Source organism: Acinetobacter bouvetii DSM 14964 = CIP 107468 (genome assembly GCF_000368865.1).
GTDB classification, from domain to species: domain Bacteria; phylum Pseudomonadota; class Gammaproteobacteria; order Pseudomonadales; family Moraxellaceae; genus Acinetobacter; species Acinetobacter bouvetii.
This window is the reverse complement of sequence record NZ_KB849727.1, coordinates 249038-271277: the sequence shown is the minus strand read 5'-3', so window position 1 is coordinate 271277 and position 22240 is coordinate 249038. Positions and strand designations below refer to the sequence as shown.

Below are 22240 nucleotides of genomic sequence, written 5' to 3'. Positions count from 1 at the left end.
TGTCTTTTTAATAACACGCAGCTTATTTCAATAAGTCTATTTACGGGCTAATTTTAATTAAATAATAATATTATTTTTTAAATCAATGCTTTAAGTTGTTTTTTATAATAAAGCGGTCGGCCTATTCTACATATTTTTAAAAAAAAGAAAAATTAATTTGCACTTTTTTCCAAAAAAAATCAAAAAATGACACTTTTTGTTAGATAAATAAAATTTTGTATTGACTTTTAGTGACTGTTTTTTGTTAAATCTGCTCCGTAAAACTAAAAATGATTAGAAAAAGGAAGAATCACAAATTAATAATAAGTGATGAACCTTGCTGATAACGACTAAATTTAGAGAATAATAAATGCGTATTTTGACCAAAGGCATGCTTTTCGTGCCGTTGATTACTGCTGTCTGTATTGCACAAGTAAGCTATGCCAAGAAAGAAGATTCACTTGAATTGAATAAATCCTGCGTCAAGTTGTATCCGTTGGCGGCTGGAGATACAGATGCTGATTTAATCAGTCTCTATACTCAAATGTGTGATAAAACTAATAGAAAGAATCAAGCGCTGCTTTCAGGGCTGCAGATTCAGATAGCGCAGAAATATCAAGCACAAGGCTATAATTTAAAAGCCCTTCAAGCTGTTGCTCAATTGCGTAATCAAAATATCAGTACGCCAGAAATGACAGATGCTGAATTTTTAGCCGGGACGGCAATTTCGCAAAATGCATTAAATCATATGCGCACAGTAGAGCTTCGTTCATTATCTGAAGAAGCGTATCAGCCGGCAAAAATATTAGTTGATACAATCCGTTTTGCCCAGCCTGTGGCGCAAAACAGAGAAACTGCGTTTTCAGAAAATGCCTATAATAAAAAGAAATCAAATAAAAAAGCGCCACCGAAAATAGCAGCAGTAAAAAAAACCAAAGCGGAAGCTCCGAAAAGCGCAGCAGCTAAGGCGCCTAAAACCAATAGAACAACAGCACCTGCGGTGAAAGAATCTGCCGAAAAAGCTTCAAATTCATCACCATTTGAAACATTCAATAAAAAATAAAAAGGAAAAAAAGATGGCCAAGCGTGAAAGTGTACAGAAAAAATTGCAGCGGATCAGACCTCCGCGAGTGCAGCTGACTTATGATGTTGAAGTAGGAGATGGCAGAGAGATCAAAGAGTTGCCATTTGTTGTAGGGGTTTTGGGAGACTTTTCCGCGGCCTCTGAATTAGAAAAAACCAAACTGAAAGATAAAAAGTTCATTAATGTTGATTTGGATAATATTGATGAAGTGATTGAATCTTTAGCGCCGCGGGCAAATTTTCAAGTTGATAACACATTGACGGAAGACGGCGGGAAAATATCAGTCGATTTAACGTTTAAATCAATGGACGATTTCCGCCCCGAACATGTCGTGCAGCAGGTTGATCCGTTAAAAAAACTGGTTGCCGCGCGTGAACGCTTGACTGATTTGCGCAATAAAATTTCCAATAACGAACGTCTGGAAGATCTGCTGGATGATGTACTGCAGAATACTGATCAAGTGCGTAAATTGAGTTTGGAGGCTGAAAATGAGTAATTCAAATTTGGCTGCCGCATCCAATCTTGCAGTGAAAGAAGATTATACGTTGCTGGACTCAATCGTTGAGCAAAGCCGCATAGCGCGTACAGACGATGAACATGACCGTGCGAAAAGCCTCATCGGCGAGCTGGCGAAAGAAGTCATGGCAGGGACCATTACCGTTTCTGAAAATATGGCTTTATCTATCGATAAGCGTATTGCAGAGATTGATGCGCTGATTTCAAAGCAGCTGAGCCAAATCATGCATCATGCGGATTTTCAAAAAGTAGAATCAACATGGCGCGGTTTATATTATTTTTGCCAAGAAACGCCCTCTAATTCTTTAATTAAAATCCGGATGCTCAATACAACTAAAAAAGAATTGATTAAAGATTTCCAAGGTGCGGCAGATTTTGACCAAAGCACTCTGTTCAAGAAGATTTATGAAGAAGAGTATGGCTCATTTGGCGGTGCGCCCTATGCAACGCTCATTGGTGATTTTGAATTTGACCGGACGCCTGCAGATATGTATCTGCTGGAGCAAATTTCACATGTGGCCGCTGCTGCGCATGCGCCATTTATTTCAGCAGCCAGCCCAGAAATGTTCGGTTTAGAGACATTTACGGATATAGACCGTCCGCGTGATGTCTCAAAAATTTTTGAAACGGCTGAATATGTGCAATGGCGGTCTTTCCGCGAAAGCGATGATGCGCGCTATGTGGCATTAACCATGCCGCGCGTGCTAGGGCGTTTGCCTTATCACCCTAAAGAAGGCACGGCGACTGAAGGCTTTAACTATGTAGAAGAAGTCTCAGGAGAAAACCATAATGAATATTTATGGATGAATGCGGCATATGCTTTTTCGACCCGTTTGACCAATGCGTTTGATATGCACGGCTGGTGTGCGGCAATTCGCGGTGTTGAAGGCGGCGGCTTAGTGGAAGGCTTGCCTGTGCATACATTTAAAACCCATGATGGCGAAGTTGTCTTTAAATGTCCGACAGAAATTGCCATTACAGACCGTCGTGAAAAGGAACTGAGCGACTTAGGTTTTGTGCCCTTGGTGCATTGTAAAAATACTGATTATGCAGCATTTTTTGGCGCGCAATCTGCACAGAAAGCTAAAAAATATGACAGCGATACGGCCAATGCCAACTCAGCTTTATCCAGTCAAATCCAATACATCATGGCTGTTTCGCGCATTGCGCATTATTTAAAAGCGATGATGCGCGATAAAGTAGGAAGTTTTGCATCTGCGGGAAATGTCGAAGCTTTTCTGAATAACTGGCTTTCTCAATATGTACTGCTGGATGACGGCGCTTCGCAGGAAGCTAAAGCTCAATATCCGCTGCGTGAAGCGTCTGTAAAAGTTGTAGAAAACCCAGCAGCGCCTGGACACTACAAGTCTGTGGTCTTTTTAAGGCCGCATTTCCAGTTGGATGAGTTATCAGTGTCTTTGAGACTTGTTACTGAGCTGCCTCAGTCCTCAAATTAATTTGAGGCAACATAATAATAACTTGAAATTAAAATCAGGAAAAATATAACAATGAAAGATATATACGTACAGTTTCGCGGAAAATATAAAGTCGATGGCGAATCTCGGGATTCTGAACATAAAAATTGGCTGGAAGTAAATTCTTGGTCACATAATATCCGCCAGCCTAAATCAGCAACATCTTCAAGCGTCGGCGGCCATACGGCAGAGCGTGTTGAACATTCAGATATGATTTTTGTAAAAGATTTGGATGCTACCAGTCCAAAGCTTTGGGAAGCATGTTCTGCAGGCTATACATTTGATGAAGTGCAGATTGACTTTTACCGCGCAAATGGCGACAAGCGCATAAAATATCTTCAAATTAAACTGAAGCATGTTTTGGTTTCAAGCGTAACGCCGAATGTAAATGATGAAGGCGTGCCGCATGAGGCATTTGGCCTGAAATATGCCGCTGTTGAATGGACATACAATCAGCAGGATATTAACGGCACGCAAAAAGGCGCTGTAACGAAGAAATGGTCGCTTTCAAATAATACCGCTTCTTACGCTGCATAATTAAAATTGAGATGGAGGCTGATCCTCTTTGGCCTCTATTCTTTGATTTAAAATATTAAAAATAAAAATATGAACTTAGACCAGCTTTATCCTTATGGCTTTAAAACCACTTTATTTGACCGCCTGCTGCCGAATGAACTGTACGGGCAGCAAGGCTTATCTCTGCAGCAACTACGCGAATCGGTAGCGTTGGATTTGGAAGATTTGCTGAATAGCCGTACCGCTAAATTAAGTCCTGAAATTGATGATTTTCCATTAGCAAAACAGTCTATTTTACAGTTTGGCATTATTGATTTTGTCGGTTTATCGACATCAAATCCGTCAGACCGGGACAAGATCTGCCAGTCCATTGAACAGTCTATTGCTGCGCATGAGCCCAGACTGAAACAGATTAAAGTCGAAATGCTGATGGAAGGTCATAATATGGGCGCGCTGTGCTTAAGCATTCAGGCTTTTTTAAATATTCACCCTTTATATGAACCCGTCATTTTTGATGCCTTATTAAAACCGACAACACAACAATATGTTATTTCGACTAGAACTTAAGTGGGTTTGCTGTGATTGAAGAGCTGTTACCGTATTATGAAAAGCAACTGCAGGAATTTGGCCAGCAATCTCGTGAATTTGCGCATAAGTATCCAAAAATTGCGCAGCGTTTATCGTTAAACCAAGAGCAGATTGATGACCCGCATATTGAAAGGCTGATACAGGCCTTTGCATTAATTGCTGCAAGAATTGATAAAAAATTGACAGACAGCTATGACCTGTTTACGCGTTCAATTTTTGAGGTCATGTTTCCTCAGTATCTCAAACCTTTTCCAGCCAGTTCGATCATTTCATTTGAGGACAGCAGCAAAATCAAACAGCTGACGGAAGTACATCATATTCCTCGCAGGACAGCCTTAAAAGCTAAAAACATCCGCGGTGTTCAATCTGAGTTTTCGTCAGTGCAGGACGTCCGTCTGCTGCCTATTGCAATTAAACAGCTGCAGTTTAAAGCGCATCCCACAGCGCATATGCACTTAAACCAAAATGCAACGATCAGTTTAAGTTTTGAAGTCTTCAACCAAAAACATGCGCTACTGAAGACGGAAAAAATTCCGATCTTTTTGGATGCAATTTCTAATTTCCCCTTACAGGTATTGGACAGCATTTTTCAAAAAACCACGATCTTTTCAATTAAAGCCGGTCAGCAAACTTTTGACATTGCAAATCCGTTTACATTAGGCGGCTTTCAAGAGCAGGAAAGCATTCTGCCTATTGATCAGCATACCCATCAGGCTTACCGGCTATTGATGGAATATTTTTGCTGTCCGGAAAAATACAGTTTTTTAACATTAAATTTAGATTTTTTGCAGTTTTTAAATGCTTCTCAAAGCGCGTTTGAAGTGCAGATGCACTTTAAGCTTAATTTAAATGATCAAGCGGTCTTGCGGAACTATGCGGAATTAAGCACGGCAAATTTCAAATTATTCTGCACACCCATTGTGAATCTATTTAAAAAGCAGGCTGAACCGCAAAAAATTGACCATAAGCGCATGGAGTATCCCTTAATTACGGATGTTCACTATCCTGAATATTATCAGGCATATTCCATTTTAAGCATGAACATGATCCGTGAAAAAAGCAGTCAAGATCAGGTGCTTCATCCTATTTTGCCTTTTTTTGCAATGAGTCATTACCATCAGGAACAGGTGAATTTCTTTTATAGCTTGAATGGGTCATTGCATAAGAATAAGCGCCAGGAATTATCTTATTCAGTGCTTTCAAAACATTTAGAACCTCACCGCACACAGTCTGATTTTATCAGTATTGAACTGCTTTGCTCGAATGGGGATTTGCCTTATGAAAGCTACAATAAAGAGCACAATATTTTGACCTTAAACGACAGCAGTTTGGCGCGCCGGGCAGTGATGCTGAAAAGGCCAAATAAGCCCTATTATTTTGAGCAGAATAAGCAAGAACAGTGGCGCATTATTTCTCATTTGTCACTGAATACCCTGTCATTGATGAAAGGGGATGCTGTTGCTCATCTTAAAGAATTGCTTGAATTATACAACTTGCCAAAATCACGTGAAAATCAAATCATTATAGATGCGATTCAAGCGCTGGATTTTGAGTTGACGCAAAAACTGGTGAATAGTCAGCCTTATCCATTATTTGTCCGCGGCGTCAAAGTCAAAATCGGCATTCAGTCTGAGGTCTTCCGCGGCCACAGCCTCTATATTTTCAGCCAGTTATTGGCGCAAGTCTTTAATTTAAAAGTGCAAATGAACAGCTATGTGGATGTAGCTGTTTATGATATTCAATCTCAGCAGGAGCTATACCAATGCGTGCAGAACGTTGGTGGCAAAATGCTTCTGTAATTGAAGATTTGCTGAACAATCCGGCATCATTTGAGTTTATTCAAGCGGCCCGTTTATTGAGGCATATGCCATATTTAGAGAAAGACCGGCATTGGGCGTCAGATTTCCGGTTTAACAGCTCACTGACACTGAATTTTCCGCAAAGTGAAATTGAAGCGCTGCATATTGATGGTGAACAAGTGCATATGACCAATCTGGTGGTCGGGCTAACAGGCATGCAAGGTTCTTTGCCATACAGTTATACCAATAAAATTAAATTAAGCAGCCGCCAGCAGACTGCTGAGGCGCATCAATTCTTAAATTTATTCAATCATAAACTGACCGCGCAATATATTGACGCCAGCCTCAATTACAATCTGCCTGTGCGTTATGAAATTGATAATGAAAATAATTACTTAGATGTTATTCATGCTTTAAGTGGCTATATTAAAGGCCATCATGGGCAAACAGGGCTGGAAGATTATTTTGCGGAATTTTCAGGGCTGATGCAGGGGCAAACCAATGCGGTGTATGCGCTGAAAACGATTTTAAGCTGTGTTTTTGATGCAAATTTTGAAGTCCAAGAATATATTCCCGTCAAATTCAGTTTAGCTGATGAACAAAAAACCATGCTGGGCGGGGCAATCTCAAGCTGTTTGGGCATCAATACTTTTTGCGGTGAAACTGTGCGTCAAATAGACGACAAGATCGAACTGACGATTGGCCCGTTAAGCCAGCAGGATTATTTAAGCTTTCTGCCGCGGCGTCCGATGAGTGAAAAACTGAAACAAATCATCAGCACATGGTGCAGCCCTACGCTGAAAGTTGATGTGCGCCTGATCTTAAAAAAAGACCATATTCTGCCTGCCTGTTTAGGCTTGAACACTGCAGCTGGCTTAGCACAGGGAACATTCCTGAGCCCAAATTCATCCATGGACAATGCTGAAACCTGTTATGCATTAATAGGGGATATACAATGATTAAAATAATAATAACGGCTTTTGCTGGCTTAGCTCTTGTCATTAATACATGTGTTATTTATTACTGGCGCGATACCGCTTTTGATCCGGCCAATTCAGATTTAATAAGCTATCTCGTAATTTTACCGATGCTTATCACTGCACTTGTTCTATCACCTTATTTTATCTTTAAGGCGATTCAGTGCTACAAAGCAAAGAAAGAAGAGAAATTGCAGCAAGCTGCTGATTTTGAACATCGGCCTGCTGAAAATATCAGCGGGGAACAAAAGGAAAAAGCCACTCAAAGCAGACAGTTTGCTCTCAATATTTATTCATCAGCTGCACGGCATAGTTTTGGTGAAAATGAATCGATTCTTGAACAGTATAAGCAATTTAAAAGTCCTGAACTTGATGCGGATTTGCTTAATGCTTATGGCTTGCCCGTTTTATCTTTAAGAATTCAAGATTTAGATGATGCAGTTGAAGCGGAAGATGATGATTCCATCCAGTTATCCCGGCGGGAGAAAAGAATCCGCCAGCTGATTATGCATCAACTGGAACAGCATGCAGATACGCTATCTGCCGCAGCCGAACATTTGAAAAACTCCGCCATGTTTTATGACAATGAAATGGCATATCAATACCGGATGCATCCCGCATGGACTGGAGAGCATCGGGCAGAGGATGATTTTGAGGAAGATGCAGGAAGAATGGCTGAACCCATTTCTAGATTGAATAAGCTTTGCATTCATATACTGCTGCCTGAAAGCATGATTCATCATTGGAATGATGAATCATGCTTAAGTATGCAGCATTTGCTGGCAGAGCAGTTTTCTATTTTGCTTGCGCAAATTGAAATTAAACAGCACTTTGTCAGTCATCAGACTTCCTATATTGAATGGTTAACGCTTTTAGAACAAATCGCACAGCAGGAATATGTTTTCAATCTTATTATTAGCGCTGACTCTGAGATAGATCAGGATTGGCTGGATGAAAAGTATTGGCAATCGGAACAGTATATTGCCACTGAATATGCGTCCAGCTGGTGTATTGCCGGTTTAAATACTGAAATCAGCGGCTTGATGCCGCAAAAAACGCTCAAAATTATGCTGGATGAAGCCAGTATTGAAAGCTTCTTGCTGAAAAACAAGCTTCAAAGCCATCAGCAGTACCAGCAGGACGAACCTTTCATGCTGATTTTAGATGATGCGCTGAATATCAAAACCTCAAAGCAGCTGCAGCGGAAATTTGCCAATTCTTTGATTGAACCGCACCATTTTTTATATACGCACTCCAGTCTTGGGAATACTCAGCAGCTGGCAAAAATTTTCAGCTTCATGCTGGGCATGCATTTGGCTGAAGAGTTAATCAGCATGGTTTTCAGCATCGAGCTAGATCACGCATATTCATTTTTTGAAGCGTATCAAGAAGAACAAACTGATAAAGAATTGCTTCATTCATCATAATAAAACCAATAAGAGAAACACGTGAATACATTATTTTATACCTTGCTGGGCTATGTCTGGCAGTATGTGACCAATCCTAAAGCAATTATGGCGCTTTCATTTTTTGTGGCCATTTTAGCCATGCATAATGCCGTACCGGATAAAGTGTTTTGGATTATTGTAACTGTCTATATTTTCAGTCTGATCATTTGGGGCATTTACGAGCTGGTTCAGCATTACCGCCATGGCAAGCAAGGCGAAATACTGTCTGAAGCGATTTCTAAAGATACAGAAGCAGAATACGGAAAAATTAAAAATAAAGAGGAATTGCAGCTGATTAATCAGCAAATGAAGGATTCGATACAGCTCATTCGGAAATCGAAATTAGGGGATAAAAAAGGCAGCGCTGCACTGTATGAATTGCCTTGGTATATGGTGATTGGCAATCCGGCAGCAGGCAAAAGTTCAGCCATTTATAACTCCGGATTACGGTTTCCATTTGAAGAAACACATCAAAAAATGGTCTCCGCCGGGTTAAGCGGGACACGAAATTGTGACTGGTTCTTTTCTACCGAAGGTGTTCTGCTGGATACGGCGGGACGCTATTCCGTTTATGCAGAAGATCACTCGGAATGGCTGGGATTTCTCAATATTTTAAAGAAAAACCGCACTAAAGCGCCGATTAATGGCTTGATTGTAATTGTCAGTGTGGCGGAGCTGGTCAGCCAAAGCCCTGAAAAATCGATTAAATTGGCTAAAAATTTACGCGCTAGAATTCAAGACTTAACCGACCGACTGGAAATTTTTGCGCCAGTCTATTTAGTGTTCTCAAAAATGGATTTGATTGCTGGATTTACGGAGTTCTTTGACTGCTATGACAGCGATGAGTTTGACCAAGTTTGGGGCGCCACTCTGCCGTACGATCCAAATTCTTCAGAAAATTCTGTAGAGCTGTTTGAAAAGCATTACAGCATTTTATATGACGGCTTAAAAAGTGTCAGCACGACACATTTGAGCCGCAGGCATTCGCAGAACATTTCCCCAAGCGTAATGACCTTTCCTTTAGAATTTAAAAGCTTAAAACCTGTATTGAAAACGTTTATCGGAACGCTGTTTCAGGAAAATCCCTATCAGTTCAAACCCGTATTCCGCGGCTTTTATTTTACCAGCGCTTTGCAGGAGGGCATGATAGAAAGTCCAATGACTGAACAAATTGCTGAAGATTTTCATCTAATTAAGGGGGATGACAGTGATTATGGCGTACCGACTAATTCAATATCCCAAGATCACGGCTATTTTTTAAAAGGGCTGTTTTCCAGTGTTATTTTAAAAGATAAAAATTTAGTCAAGCAGCATATCAATCCTGCACGCAAGCGCCAGCGGTTTTTATTATTTATTGGCGCTTTATGCGCAGTCGCTATTCTTTTAAGTTTATGGGTCTGGTCATATCGGAATAATCAGCAATTAATTGCTGAGGCCAATGCGGATTTGGCGAAAGTCGTTCAAATGGAGGCGCGTTCAGGCAGTGAGCTGTCTACACAGCTGGATGCCTTGCTGATTTTACAGGGGCATCTGCAGCAGCTGGATCATTTTGAACAAGAACGCCCTTTAAAATACAGTTTTGGCTTATATCAGGGCAATAATATCCGGGAAAAGCTGAAAACGGAGTATTTAAAAGGTATTCAGCAGATTGTCTTGATGCCTGCACAGCAAAATATGGGGCAATATCTGCAGCGTGTGAAGGCCAATGAATCCGTGCTGAAAGAAAATCATATTAATGTCCAGCTGAATCAAGCCGTCCGCACGAATCAGCCTTTTTCAGAGCCAGCGGATACGAATCCGCAAGATGCATATAATGCTTTAAAAGCATATTTAATGCTCAGCAATCCGCAATATATGGAATCGAGCCATTTAAGCGATCAGGTCACACGCTTCTGGCGTTCATGGCTGGATGCGAACCGCGGTTCATTGCCGCGCAATGAAATGATTTTGAAGGCGGAACAAGTTTTATCTTACGCGATGACGCTGGCCAATGATCCTAAGTTTCCACGTTTGGAATCTGATGCAAATCTTGTGGACCAAACCCGTCAAATTTTAACTTCAATTAGCACAGGCATACCGGCGCGCGACCGGGTTTACAATGAAATTAAAATGCGCGGATCTGTACGGTTTCCAGCACTGACGATTAAGCAGATTGTTGGTGAATCAAGTCAAAACAGTATGCTCGGCAGCTATGCATTGCCAGGGATATTCAGTTATCAGGCTTGGAACGGCTATGTAAAAGAGGCCATAGAACAGGCAGCCGACAGTCCAACGGACAGCAAAGATTGGGTGCTGAATATGACCCAGTCGGATGATTTGACTTTCAGCGGCAGTCCTGAGCAAATCCGCAAGCAGCTGACCGAGCTGTATAAGCAGGAATATATTGCAGAATGGCGGAAATTTTTAAATGGAATTCATTATGCTAAAAATGCGGACTTTAAACAGCAGGCAAAGCATATGGATATCTGGGGCGAGCCTGAAAACTCCCCAATCCGTGCAGTACTGGAACGTACTGCTAAAGAAACCAGCTGGGATAATCCTGCGGTACAGGCTGAATTAGCGGCGCCTAAAACAGGATTTGCGGCTTGGTTTAAGCGTAAAGTGCTTAACCGCGATGATGCCAAACTGGCGCAGCAGAATATGTCAGCCGCTGTTCAAGGTGTGATCGCAAAAGAATTTCAAATGTTCTATCAAATTGTCCGCAAGCGTGACGATCAGCAAAATAAATCATTGCTGGATGAATATATGCTGTCGATGGGACAGGTGCGCAGCAAACTGAACGATTTGCGCAGTGCGGGCGATTTTGGCCCAGCCAGCATGACTTTGGCTAAGCAGACGATCAACGATCAAAATTCGGTATTCAACAGCACTCAAAAGTATGTCGATGAAAAAATGGCTGTTGGGTTAAAAGAATCTGATCAGCAGCTGTTGCATAAACTGCTGATAACGCCGTTGACGCAGTCCTTTGAGACACTGTTAACACCAGCGCAGGATGAAATGAACAAGCTGTGGATGCTGCAGGCTTATCAGCCCTTTTCAACTAATTTACTCACAAAATATCCATTCAATCCGAGCGCAACTTTGCAGGCGACCAGCAATGAAATCAATCAGATTTTTGGTGAAAGCGGCAGCATTGCGCGTTTTGTCAAAGAATATCTGGATCCCTTTGTCATCCGCCGCGGCTATACCTTAACGTCAAAAACTTGGCAGGATCTAGGCATTGGCATTAACCCACAATTTGCGGCCAATTTCCAAAATTACGTGTCGCCCAGCAATGGAATGGCTACAGGTGAATTGAATCAGCCTGCAGCTGTTGCCGCACCTTCCAATCAGTCAAATTTCCAGTTCTATCCATTGGAAAATCAAAAGCTTCTGTCTTATACCATTGATATTGATGGACAAAGAATGGTGTTTGAAAATGGTGTACAGCAATGGGTGAATTTTGTATGGCCAAATAAAGGGGCAATACCCGGAGCGAGAATTACCGCAATTGATTTGGAAGGGAAAACCCATACGATTTTCGATGAGCCTGGCGAATATGGCATTAACCGTCTAGTCGAAGGTGCGGAACGCACACAAAAGGGCGCCTCTTTTGAAATGGTGTGGCGTAGCAAGCAAGATGCCAATGTATTTGTCAAAGTAAACTTCCGCTTAGTGAGCGGCAACAATGCCGGCAATATTGGTTCAAACCCAGGCTATAGAGGCATGGCGCTGGCTAGTCAAGTGGTCATGAATAAAGCGGTTCGGGTTGTTGCAGCGCAGGAAATGCCTGCTGGTTCGATGCCGGCTCCTGCATCAGCCGCTGCAGCTGGTTTAACAGCGTCGCTCCAAGCTGGACAAACAGGAGGAACTGCACCATGAAAGCATTGAAGATTTATAGGGGCATACCGGAGAAATGCTCATGTATGACATAAAAACGACGCCGCTTTATTATGGAAAATGTCCAGCGCGCGGTGATTTTTTAAAGTCACGCGGGCAGTACGCTTTGATTCAACTGATTGATCAATGGGTGACTGAAGCGCTGGAAATAGCAATGCGTTCGGAGTATTTCCAAGAGGCTTATTCCAAACTGCCGTCTTTAGATTTTTTTATTGCCAGTCCGCAAGATAAACGGTTTTTGGCCGCGAATTTAATCAGCAGTGAGGACAGTTCAGGGCGGCAGTTTCCGATGGTTCTGTGCCATCTGCTCGAATTGGATGACCCTTTTGACAACATTATATTTGCGCCATACCGATATAAGCTGACTTTAATCGATTTGTATCAGCGCAACCGAATAATGCGGTCAATCCGTGATCCTGATATTTTACTGGATAAGCTGAGCAAGCTTTCAGACGAAATTCAGATTTTCGGCACTGAAGAAACCGCGTCTTTTTATGAGCATCATACTGTGCATTCTTTTGCCAAAATGATGAATTTAACGCCTTATCAATTGGCGCAAAGCATGATTGGCTTAGGGCTGCTGCTGCAGCCGATTATTCGGCACGGCACCTCACGCTTAAATAAAATACTGATTTTACCCATCAGCAATATCAGCTATTGCTATGAAATTGCCGCATTTTGGGTCAACTTAATCAGCCGGTTCATCGAAAGTCAAAATGCAGAGCTGCTGATCGGCATCCTGCACAGTGAGTCTCCAAAACTGCTGATTGGCTTTCAAGGCGCTGATATTAGGGCGCTCAGCAGCATTTTCACTCAAGATATCAGCAATGATCATTGGGTATCACTCATTGATGCACAATGGATTGATCCATATTTAGAGCTGAATGCCGGGCTTGCAGCCTTAGAACAGGCATTAAGCGAGCGACAAATCAGCCTGACACAGGCAATTAAACTGTTCCGACAAACTTTTATAGATGAATAACGATGAATAAATATAAAAAAAATAGTGGGTTGAGTAAATTCTTGCTCATTGTTTTGCCTATAGTCAGTGTTTTGTCTTATGCGCAGAAGCCTGTTGTGATCGAAGGCGCGGTGCCGAATGAAGCAGCAAAGCAGGAAATTTTAAACAAAGCGTATATGACGTATGGGCATGAAAATGTGGTAGATAAAATACAGGTGCGGACGGTGGCAGCGCCAAATGGCTGGAGCAGCAATGTCAGCAATATGATTGGCGATGATTTGAAAAAAGTGCAGCAGGGACAGTTGTCAGTTCGCGGTACACAGGTGAATTTAACCGGGAAAATCACCAATCCTCAGGAGATACAGCAGACATCGGCAAGAATGCAAAGCCTTGTGCCATCAAACTTTAAAGTGAATACACAGTTAACTGTAAATGCTGCAGAACAGCAGATCATTGATGCCGCGTTAAAAAACCGTATCATTGAGTTTGAATCCGGCAGTGCCGTTTTAGCGCCATCCGGCATACAGATCTTGAATGAAATGGCGGTCGCTTTAAATAAGGTTGGCGGTAAAAAAGTCAAAATTATTGGCCACACCGACAGTTCAGGTGACGGCGCTAAAAATTTAGCCTTGAGTCAGGAACGGGCGGCAGCGGTTAAAAATTATTTAGTGAGCAAGAGCATCGCCGCTGACAGTATGAGTGCTGAGGGATTAGGCTCAAATAGGCCTGTCGCGGATAATGCGACGCCTGATGGCCGTAAAAAGAACCGCAGAATAGAATTTGAAGTGCTGTAAAAGATCAATTAAAAAACCGCTTTAAGCGGTTTTTTAATTGAAGGAGCTGTATAAAGTCAATCAAATGTAATTGCAATAAACATACGCTGTGATGATAGGGGCCGGAAATTATTCCGAGCCCACCTGCTGCGCATTAATTTTAGTCCATGGCTGCGCTTCTTCCAATTCAAATGCCAGTTCTAAAAGCGTCCGTTCATCCCCTAAATTTGCGGACAATTGCATGCCTATAGGTAGGCCATGGGCTGTAGTTGATCCCATCGGCAGAGAAATTGCGGGCGCGCCGGCAATATTCTGTATCGGCGTGAAGGTGACATAATTTTGAATTCGTGCAAATAGTTCATCAAAAGGCAGCTGCGGTGAGATATAGCCCAGTTTTGGCGTAGTGTGCGCCAGTACAGGAGACAGCAGGACATCAAACTGGGTGAAGATCTGCTGATATTCATGACGGATCTGCTTCAAACGGTGTAAAAACAACGGCGTTTTATAAAAATTCTTTTTATATAGTTTTGATAGCCCGACCGTTAAGTGGTCCAATTCTCCAGGCTGAAAATTTGAACCAAACAGCTGTTTGCCAAATGTTTGCAGCAGAAAAGAGAGAAACCCCCAGTACTGGCTGAAGTCATCGACAAAATTTTGTGAAAAAGGCAGCTGGAAATACTCGACATCGTGCCCCAAACTTTCCAGCAGTTTTGCTGTTTTTTCAAGAGTGGCGCTGGTTTCGGCATCTACAGTGCCAGTAATTGAGCGCTGCGCCACGCCGATGCGCAATTTGCGGTTTGATGCATGTTCAATCAATCCAATTTTCGGCAAATTCACATTATAAAAACTGCGCTCCATGCCCGCAATAAAGTGTGCAGTATCACGCACACTGCGGCTTAGAATGCCTTCTGAAATAATATTGATGGGCAGTTTAGCAGCCGCCTCACTGTCATACGTCCGTCCCCGGGTTGGCTTGAGGCCAATTAAACCGCAGCAGGCGGCAGGAATGCGGATTGAACCGCCGCCATCATTGGCATGCGCAATAGGGACGACGCCGGCAGCCACCAAAGCGGCTGAACCGCCTGAAGATGCGCCGCTGGAAAATGCGGTATGCCACGGATTCAGTGTTGCAGAACCGTCTTTATATTCAGTTGTGGCATTTAAGCCAAATTCAGGCATGGTGCTTTTGCCTAGAAAGATAAAGCCCTGATCGGCCAGCTGCTGGCTAAATTGAGGCGTTTGCGCAATGGGCGGTGTATGAATGGCCCGAGAACCATGGTGGGTCGGTAGCCCAGCTAAATCGGTATTGTCCTTCATAAAAAAAGGCACACCTGAAAAAATGCCTTTATTGGGCAGCTGGCTGTTTTGCAGCGCTTTTTCAAATTGTTCAAATTGAATCGCATTCAATACAGGATTGACTGTTTCAGCGCGTTTAATGGCGGCTTGAACAGCTTCTTGAGCCGAAATCTCTTTATTTTGAATGAGCTGTGAAATTTTTACTGCATCAAAATCTTCTAAAGCATCATTGGTGAAACTATGTACACGTGAGCCGCGCTGTACTTCCATGATTTAATCCTGATTTTTCTTTTAATGAAATGAAAATTGATAAGATATATTTTGACAACACTAATTGTCAAATTTTATATTTAGAATCGGACCATAGAGGAAATGTCCATGCAGGTGAAAGGGCTGCTGCAAATGGTCATACGTCCAGTCGAACTTATGCATAGATTCAATGGCTGTTGATGATATTTCTATCTAATACATAGATATCTGCTTTGTGGTTTTTTGGCTGACTATAGACACGTATTTTCAATAACGTTGAGTTGAAAATTAAACATGGCTATGGAGTCAGCAATGTTAAAACAACAAGTGAAGCAGGTATTTGCTTTCAGTCTTCTGAGTATTTCTATTACTCATACGGTTTGGGCTTTAGAGCCGGGGGCATCGCCGCAAGCGCCGGCAGGCAATACCATGGGTATTCCGCTCAGCGCGCCGTTACCGCCAGGCCTGTACTATACAAGCTCGACGAAACACCTTAATGGCCAGCTCAAGGATGACAATGGCGATAATATGGGGCTGAAACTGAATGCGCCCGCATCGACATCAATTTTTATTTATACGCCTGGGCTGCAACTATTAGGCGGTGATTACCGTGCTTGGGTGGCGATTCCATTTATTATGGCGGAAGAAGATATCAGCAATCCAATGCTTGGCAATGTTGGCAAGCATTCAAATAACAATATCGCCAATATTGATGTGCATTTTGCCGATATTGCATGGACATTGAATCCTGGACAGTTTGTCAGTGCAGGTTTAGGCGCCATTACCACGACGGGTTCATGGAAACTTGGGGGGACAAATACCAGCGGTGAATATTGGTCGCTTAACCCGCGTGTTGGCTATAGCTTAATGAATCAGAATTGGAACATTTCCCTAGAATCACATTATTTTTATAACTTTGAAAATGACGATACAAAATACGATTCTGGCGATGAATTCTTCTTTGACGCCACTGTGCTGAAAAAACTGGATTCAATCCATCAGGGCTTACAAATTGGCCCCATTGGCTATGTGCGTGAGCAGGTGACCAGTGATGAAAATAATGGCACGGCGTATTACGGCACCACAAATGGCAAAGCGCGCCAGATTGGATTAGGCGTTCAAGTGCTTAAAGATTTTGGCCGCGGCTTATTTGTCGGCCTCAGCTGGTCTAAAGATATTGAAACTAAGAATGCGGTCAGCAATGATGGGCGTTTTGCTTTGAATATTTCAGTTCCTGTATATATGAAACACAAACCAAAACCTGCAAATGTGTCGTCAGAGCTGTAATTAAAATAATGTGGAAACTGAGGGCCTAAAATAAAAGGCTCTCTGATCACACACTCATCAAGGAAGAAGCAATATGCTGCAAAATCACACGATATTGATCACTGGCGCGGGCTCAGGCTTGGGGCTGGGCATTGCCAAATACTGTAAGGCTCAAGGCGCTCAAGTCATTGTGACGGATATTGATCAAGATAAATTGCAGCTGATCGCTTCAGCGTTTGATGAGCAGGATTTATTGCTACGCTGTGACGTTACTCAGATTGCTGATTTATACGCATGTAAATCAGCCATTCAGGCGAAATATTCAAAATTGGATGCAGTGATTGGCGCCCAGGGGATCTTTGATGGCAATCTGCCGATTCAAAGCATGACAGCAGAGCATTTGGATCAACTCTTTGATGAAATGTTCCATGTCAATGTGAAGGGATATTTGCTGACAGCGCATATTTTTGCCAGTTTACTGAAAGCCAGCAACGGGGCATTGGTTTTTACCACCTCTACAGCCGCTTATGCCGCGGATGGCGGCGGTGCGGTCTATACGGCGACTAAAGGCGCAATCCGTAGTTTGATTCAGCAATTGGCTTTCGAGTTTGCACCCGAGATCCGTGTCAATGGCGTAGCGCCAGCTGCGATTGGCAACAGTCAATTAAAAGGCCCGAAAGCCTTGAATTTGGATCATCAAAAACAGTCGGATATTCCAAAAGATGCTTTTTTAAATCTATTCCAGTCCATCAGCCTGCTGCAGGATTTGCCGGATGCAGAAGATTATGGGGCAATTTATGCCTTTTTGGCCTCACAGCACAATAAAGTCATGACGGGGCAAACCATCGTGGCGGATCAAGGTTTGCTGAATCGGGCGGTTTTAACTCAAGCGCATTAAATCAGCATTTAATAATCAAACATAAAGCGGCGCTGGCCTAAAACTTTTCAGGCTGCAGAGGGCCCTGCGCTTAAAAATAGGGAAAATGGACTATGCAGATGAATGCATCACCAAGCCATTACCGTACGGGCTGGATTCTTCTACTGGCTGTATTGACTGCGATTGCGCCATTATCGACAGACATGTATTTGCCTGCACTGCCAGAAATGGCGAGTGATTTCGGCACATCGACGCTTTTGGTATCCAACTCACTACCGGCTTACTTTTTAGGTTTAGCCATTGGTCAATTAATTTATGGCCCCATCAGTGACAGAATTGGCCGTAGAACACCGCTGATTTTTGGCTTAAGCCTGCACATGGTTGCCAGCATCTTATGTATTTATGCAGACAGCTTAAGCACACTGCTGATCGTCCGTGTGCTGCAGGCGCTTGGCAGCTGTGTAGGATTGGTGCTGGCGCGAGCGGCAATTCGTGATGTTTTAGACACGGCCCATGCCGCCAAAGCCTTTGCAAGCATGATGATTGTCATGGGGATTGCACCTGTCATTGCCCCGACACTTGGCGCATGGCTGCTGATCTTTTTTAGATGGCAGTCTATTTTTGTGGCCTTAACAGCATTGGGGGTTGTCAGTCTAATTTGGGTGCTTTTGCAATTTAAAGAAACTTTGCCAGCTGAGCGCCGTTTAAAGCTGTCTTTTATGCAAGCAGGTCAATTGTATGTACGTATTGCGCAAGACCGCAGTTTTTTATATCCCATGCTGGCTGGCTGTTTCAGCTTTGGTATTTTGTTTTGCTATATCAATGCGGCATCTGCAGTATTCATGGACCAATATCATTTCAGCCAGCAGCAGTTTGCATATGTATTTGGATTCAATGCGATAGGGACTGTATTGCTGTCATCTATGAACCATAAGCTGGAAAAAAAATATAGCGTAGCGCAGCGGTTGACATTGGGCGGAGCAGTGCAGGCCTTTGGCGTATTTGTATTATTAATTGCTTTTATCTTTTCTGTATTTGAGCTGCCCTTAATGCTGGCCGGTTTGTTTTTAGCTGTTGCGGGTATTGGATTAACCGCACCGAACTCTACAGCTTTAGCCATGTCACAGCAAGGCCGTCAGGCGGGATCTGCCAGCGCTTTGATGGGCAGTTTGCAATTTGGCTTTGGCCTGCTTAGCGGGATATTGCTGAATGTCCTGCTGTGGAGTGCGCAAGTCAACATGTCGCTTTCAATGCTGATCTTTGTCATTTGCTCTAATGCAGCTATTGCACTGACGCAGCGCTATTTAAAATCACAGGTCATTTTTGCGAAATAAAACCATCATAAACAATAAAAACTGCAGCAAGCTTTTCCTTGGTTGCCGCTCGAAAGAGCGGCTTTTTTTTGTGCCAACATTATAGAGTTAAGCGCTATCTATTTCTGCAATATCTAATATCCAGCTTCATAGAACATTGCTTGGGGTGCACTGCGCTATGCTGAAAAAATCACATATTTCCGATGCATCGACAAGGATGAGCACATGCATATTCAAGCTTTTTTAGATCAGCATGGCTGGTCAAATTTTCAATGGCTTATTTTTGTGATGATGTTTTTTGTGGCCTTTTTTGATGGCATGGATACAGCGGTAATTGGCTATATTGCGCCAGATCTGATTCGGGATTGGCAGATCAGTAAAGCTGATCTCGTGCCTGTACTCAGTGCCGCTTTAATCGGCGCAGCAATTGGGGCAATTGTTCTCGGGCCTTTGGCCGATCAATTTGGCCGTAAAACATTACTTTTATTTTCAGTATTTATTTTTGCATGCTGCTGCTGAGCGGTGCTTTACCTTTACTGCTGGCAATGCTGATGGCATGGCTGCTGCCTGAATCTGTGCGGTATTTACTGCTGAATGGTGCAGACCAATCACAGATACAGAATATTTTGCAAAAAATAAATGCACTAGCACTGCAGCAAAATTTTCGCTTAGAAGCGCAAAGTCGCCAGCTGTCTGCATTGCAATCTATGCGGATGGTTTTTTCCAGTCAATATCTTGCAGGAACCTTGAGCCTGTGGCTATGCTTTTTCTGTGGCTTGATGATTTTTTATGGCATCATGAACTGGATGCCGGTACTGTTTAAAGAGGCGGATATGCCGCCGCATTTAGGTCCTGTAGTTTCAGGCCTATTTGCCCTAGGCGGTGTAGGGGCCATGCTGAATGGCTGGCTGATGGATCATTTTAACGGCAATTATGTGATTGCTGTCTGTACTTTTTTTACTGCAATTTGCGTTGCGCTGATTGGTCCAGCCCTCCATCTATCATTAACATTTTTCATTATCCTGATGATTTGTGCAGGCACACTGCAAAATACGGCGCAGTCATCTTTGCCTGTATTGGCTGCCAAGTTTTATCCTACCGCTGTTCGTACTACTGGGGTTTCCTGGATGTGCGGCATAGGCCGCTTTGGTGCAGTTGCAGGCACAATGTGCATGGGGTATTTGGTCAATAACAATATTGGCTGGAGTCAAATTTTTACGATCTTGGCCATACCTGCTGCAGTCATGACGCTCTGCATGCTCATAAAAAATATGTATGAAGCCGCGCGTGATTCTGCTCGTTTTTCATTATCACAGCAGGATGCAGAATAAGCAAAAATAGACACTGAACTTTGTTTTGCTATCGCAATTTTGCATAACTGCTTTGTGGGTATTTGGATACAGCGCGCTTTAAAATTTGATTAAGCTCAAATCGGTTAGAAATAAATGCGTTTAAATTAGGACTGGAAATTAAAGGATTAACCATGAAAATATTGGTACTTGGCGGCGGCATAGGCGGAATGGCCGCAGCCATTAAGCTGAAACAGGCAGGGCATGCCGTTGAACTGGTGGAAAAGTCAGAAGATTGGAAAGCCTTGGGTACAGGCCTGACATTGTCAGTATTGACACTGCGCGCGCTTTGCGACCTTGGGTTGCAGGATGAAATTGCCGCGCAAGGCTTTGTGCATGATGGGGTTGATATTTATGATCAGCAGGGCAATTTTATCCGCACCGTTTTATCTAAACGCGTCATTGCGGATGACTTCCCATCTGAAGGCGCAATTTTACGCCCTGTACTGCATGATATTTTATCTAAAAAAGTGCAGGAACAGGATATTCCCGTTTTTCTGGGCGACAGTGTATCGGAGATCCGCAGCAGTTTAGAGCACGGCAATTTTGTGAAATTTGAAAGTGGCCGTGAACAGCACTATGACTTAGTGGTAGGCGCGGACGGTGTATTTTCTAAATTGCGTCAGCTGCTGATGCCTGAACAGGCTGCCCCTGAATATACAGGGCAAGCCTGCTGGCGCCTGCAATTTGACCGTCCTGCGGATATTGTACGCGGCCGTATGTTCCAGTCTGAAACAATGAAAGTGGGCTTTAACCCCTGCAGCCCAACGCAAATGTATATGTATATGATGGAATGTGTGCCTAAGGAAAAAGTATGGCGTGAACCTGAAGATTTGCCGCGAATTGCCAAGCTGCTGCTGCAGGAATTTGAGCCGGTATTAAAGCCATATATCGACAGCATTAATGCAGAAACCCCGATTATTTACCGTCCTTTAGAACGGGTTATGGTCAATGGCGATTGGCATCGCGGGGCTGCGCTTCTGATTGGTGATGCCGTACATGCAACCACGCCGCATTTAGGTTCAGGCGCAGGCCTAGCAGTTGAAGATGCAATTGTGCTTTCGCAAGTGATTGATCAGTTTGGCAATAACTTGGAAAAAGTATTCACTGTTTTTATGCAAAAACGGCTTGAACGCGCCTTGTTTGTTGTGGAAACGTCAGGTGAAATTGGCCGTATGGAAATCGCAGGCGAGTCGATGATGGCGCGCAGCATGCTGCTGGCTAAAGGCTTTGAGCAGGTGACGACTGCATATCTATAAAAAAAAATAGATAAATAAAAAAGCCTGCAAATGCAGGCTTTTTTATTTTAATTGATTTATCGAATGCGTACCCATGACAGTTTACGGCTGGCTTTATTGGAATCTGAAGGGCTGCGTAAAACCATCATATGACCTCTTTTAGTCAGTTTACCATTGACTTGATAGCGTTGATTAATTGCGGGGTCAACGACTTCTCCAATAGTAAGCTTGTAAGGATCTTTTAGGTCTTGTTTAAGCCCTTGAAGCAGATGAAAGCCTTTTAAATGGCTTAAATCCCGCACAGGCTGATTAGGCGGGTTAAATGCTTCAATAATATGACCTTGATAAAGATGAGGTTGGGGTTCTGTGACTTTTACTTTGACTAATGTAAAACCACTTTTATCATCAATCACTTTCCATTCTCCAGATAAATTCGTCACATCGCCGGCAATGAGAGTTTGTGTCATGGCGAATGTAAATAGCAGGCCAAAAATCCTTTTAAGCATCATTTGTTGTCTCAACAGTTAAATTATTCAAAAGCTTCTTAATCACAAGCATTTAAAATTATAAAAAGGTTAAAAAATAAAGACTTGATTTGATTAAAAGATAGACTATAGAGCTCGTAAAATCATGAAACAAGGGCTGGTTTGTCAAATA

Annotated in this window: 18 protein-coding genes and 1 pseudogene; 17 read left to right on the top strand and 2 right to left on the bottom strand. The window is 42.8% G+C overall.

Going from position 1 to position 22240, the window contains the following annotated elements; translation table 11 throughout:
* Positions 1-349: 349 nt before the first annotated feature.
* The 11 genes from F941_RS08255 (at position 350) to F941_RS08205 (ending at position 14016) form a co-directional block, all read left to right on the top strand.
* A complete protein-coding gene (locus tag F941_RS08255) occupies positions 350-1042 on the top strand; it encodes a hypothetical protein (protein WP_005010020.1) in 693 nt (230 codons plus the stop codon).
* 13 nt (positions 1043-1055) lie between these two features.
* Positions 1056-1559: a type VI secretion system contractile sheath small subunit gene (gene tssB / locus F941_RS08250; protein ID WP_005010018.1), complete on the top strand. Its 504-nt coding sequence runs from the start codon at positions 1056-1058 to the stop codon at positions 1557-1559.
* Positions 1552-3036, top strand: a complete 1485-nt coding sequence (tssC, locus tag F941_RS08245; RefSeq protein WP_005010015.1) for a type VI secretion system contractile sheath large subunit — start codon at positions 1552-1554, stop codon at positions 3034-3036. The genes tssB and tssC overlap by 8 nt, the downstream gene beginning before the upstream one ends.
* Positions 3037-3087: 51 nt before the next feature.
* Entirely contained in the window at positions 3088-3591 is a 504-nt protein-coding gene (locus F941_RS08240) for an Hcp family type VI secretion system effector (protein WP_005010014.1), read from the top strand.
* Positions 3592-3660: 69 nt separating this feature from the next.
* Positions 3661-4137 carry a type VI secretion system baseplate subunit TssE gene (gene tssE / locus F941_RS08235; RefSeq protein WP_005010013.1) on the top strand — a complete coding sequence of 159 codons (477 nt, stop codon included), beginning with the start codon at positions 3661-3663 and terminating at the stop codon, positions 4135-4137.
* Positions 4138-4148: 11 nt separating this feature from the next.
* Complete coding sequence (gene tssF / locus F941_RS08230) at positions 4149-5957, top strand: type VI secretion system baseplate subunit TssF (protein ID WP_005010011.1); 1809 nt, start codon at positions 4149-4151, stop codon at positions 5955-5957.
* The gene (gene tssG / locus F941_RS08225) at positions 5921-6916 is read left to right on the top strand and encodes a type VI secretion system baseplate subunit TssG (protein ID WP_005010004.1); all 996 of its coding nucleotides are present in this window, start codon (positions 5921-5923) and stop codon (positions 6914-6916) included. The genes tssF and tssG overlap by 37 nt, the downstream gene beginning before the upstream one ends.
* Before the next feature lie 209 nt (positions 6917-7125).
* On the top strand, positions 7126-8361 hold the full coding sequence (locus tag F941_RS08220; RefSeq protein WP_228128313.1) for a hypothetical protein: 1236 nt from the start codon (positions 7126-7128) through the stop codon (positions 8359-8361).
* A gap of 21 nt (positions 8362-8382) precedes the next feature.
* Positions 8383-12243 (top strand): type VI secretion system membrane subunit TssM, encoded by a 3861-nt coding sequence (gene tssM, locus F941_RS08215; protein ID WP_005010000.1) that lies wholly within the window; start codon positions 8383-8385, stop codon positions 12241-12243.
* 40 nt (positions 12244-12283) lie between these two features.
* On the top strand, positions 12284-13243 hold the full coding sequence (gene tagF / locus F941_RS08210; protein ID WP_005009999.1) for a type VI secretion system-associated protein TagF: 960 nt from the start codon (positions 12284-12286) through the stop codon (positions 13241-13243).
* A gap of 2 nt (positions 13244-13245) precedes the next feature.
* Entirely contained in the window at positions 13246-14016 is a 771-nt protein-coding gene (locus F941_RS08205; protein ID WP_005009994.1) for an OmpA family protein, read from the top strand.
* Between the two features lie 108 nt (positions 14017-14124).
* Here F941_RS08205 and F941_RS08200 read toward each other — a convergent pair whose 3' ends face one another.
* Positions 14125-15561 (bottom strand): amidase, encoded by a 1437-nt coding sequence (locus tag F941_RS08200; RefSeq protein WP_005009993.1) that lies wholly within the window; start codon positions 15559-15561, stop codon positions 14125-14127.
* 291 nt (positions 15562-15852) lie between these two features.
* Between F941_RS08200 and F941_RS08195 the strand changes: the two genes are divergently transcribed.
* From F941_RS08195 to F941_RS08175, 6 genes and pseudogenes are all read left to right on the top strand, one after another.
* Positions 15853-16827 carry a SphA family protein gene (locus F941_RS08195; protein ID WP_005009991.1) on the top strand — a complete coding sequence of 325 codons (975 nt, stop codon included), beginning with the start codon at positions 15853-15855 and terminating at the stop codon, positions 16825-16827.
* 73 nt (positions 16828-16900) lie between these two features.
* Positions 16901-17704, top strand: coding sequence for an SDR family oxidoreductase (locus tag F941_RS08190; protein ID WP_005009988.1), 804 nt, complete (start codon positions 16901-16903; stop codon positions 17702-17704).
* A gap of 92 nt (positions 17705-17796) precedes the next feature.
* The gene (locus F941_RS08185) at positions 17797-19017 is read left to right on the top strand and encodes a multidrug effflux MFS transporter (RefSeq protein WP_005009985.1); all 1221 of its coding nucleotides are present in this window, start codon (positions 17797-17799) and stop codon (positions 19015-19017) included.
* Positions 19018-19221: 204 nt separating this feature from the next.
* Positions 19222-19506: pseudogene (locus F941_RS16675) on the top strand (MFS transporter); the annotation flags it as partial.
* The gene (locus F941_RS08180) at positions 19506-20327 is read left to right on the top strand and encodes an MFS transporter (protein WP_409360573.1); all 822 of its coding nucleotides are present in this window, start codon (positions 19506-19508) and stop codon (positions 20325-20327) included. The pseudogene F941_RS16675 and the gene F941_RS08180, both read left to right, overlap by 1 nt.
* Positions 20328-20479: 152 nt before the next feature.
* Positions 20480-21604: an FAD-dependent monooxygenase gene (locus F941_RS08175; RefSeq protein WP_005009982.1), complete on the top strand. Its 1125-nt coding sequence runs from the start codon at positions 20480-20482 to the stop codon at positions 21602-21604.
* 56 nt (positions 21605-21660) lie between these two features.
* Here F941_RS08175 and F941_RS08170 read toward each other — a convergent pair whose 3' ends face one another.
* Complete coding sequence (locus F941_RS08170) at positions 21661-22092, bottom strand: DUF2147 domain-containing protein (RefSeq protein WP_005009977.1); 432 nt, start codon at positions 22090-22092, stop codon at positions 21661-21663.
* Between the last annotated feature and the right edge of the window lie 148 nt (positions 22093-22240).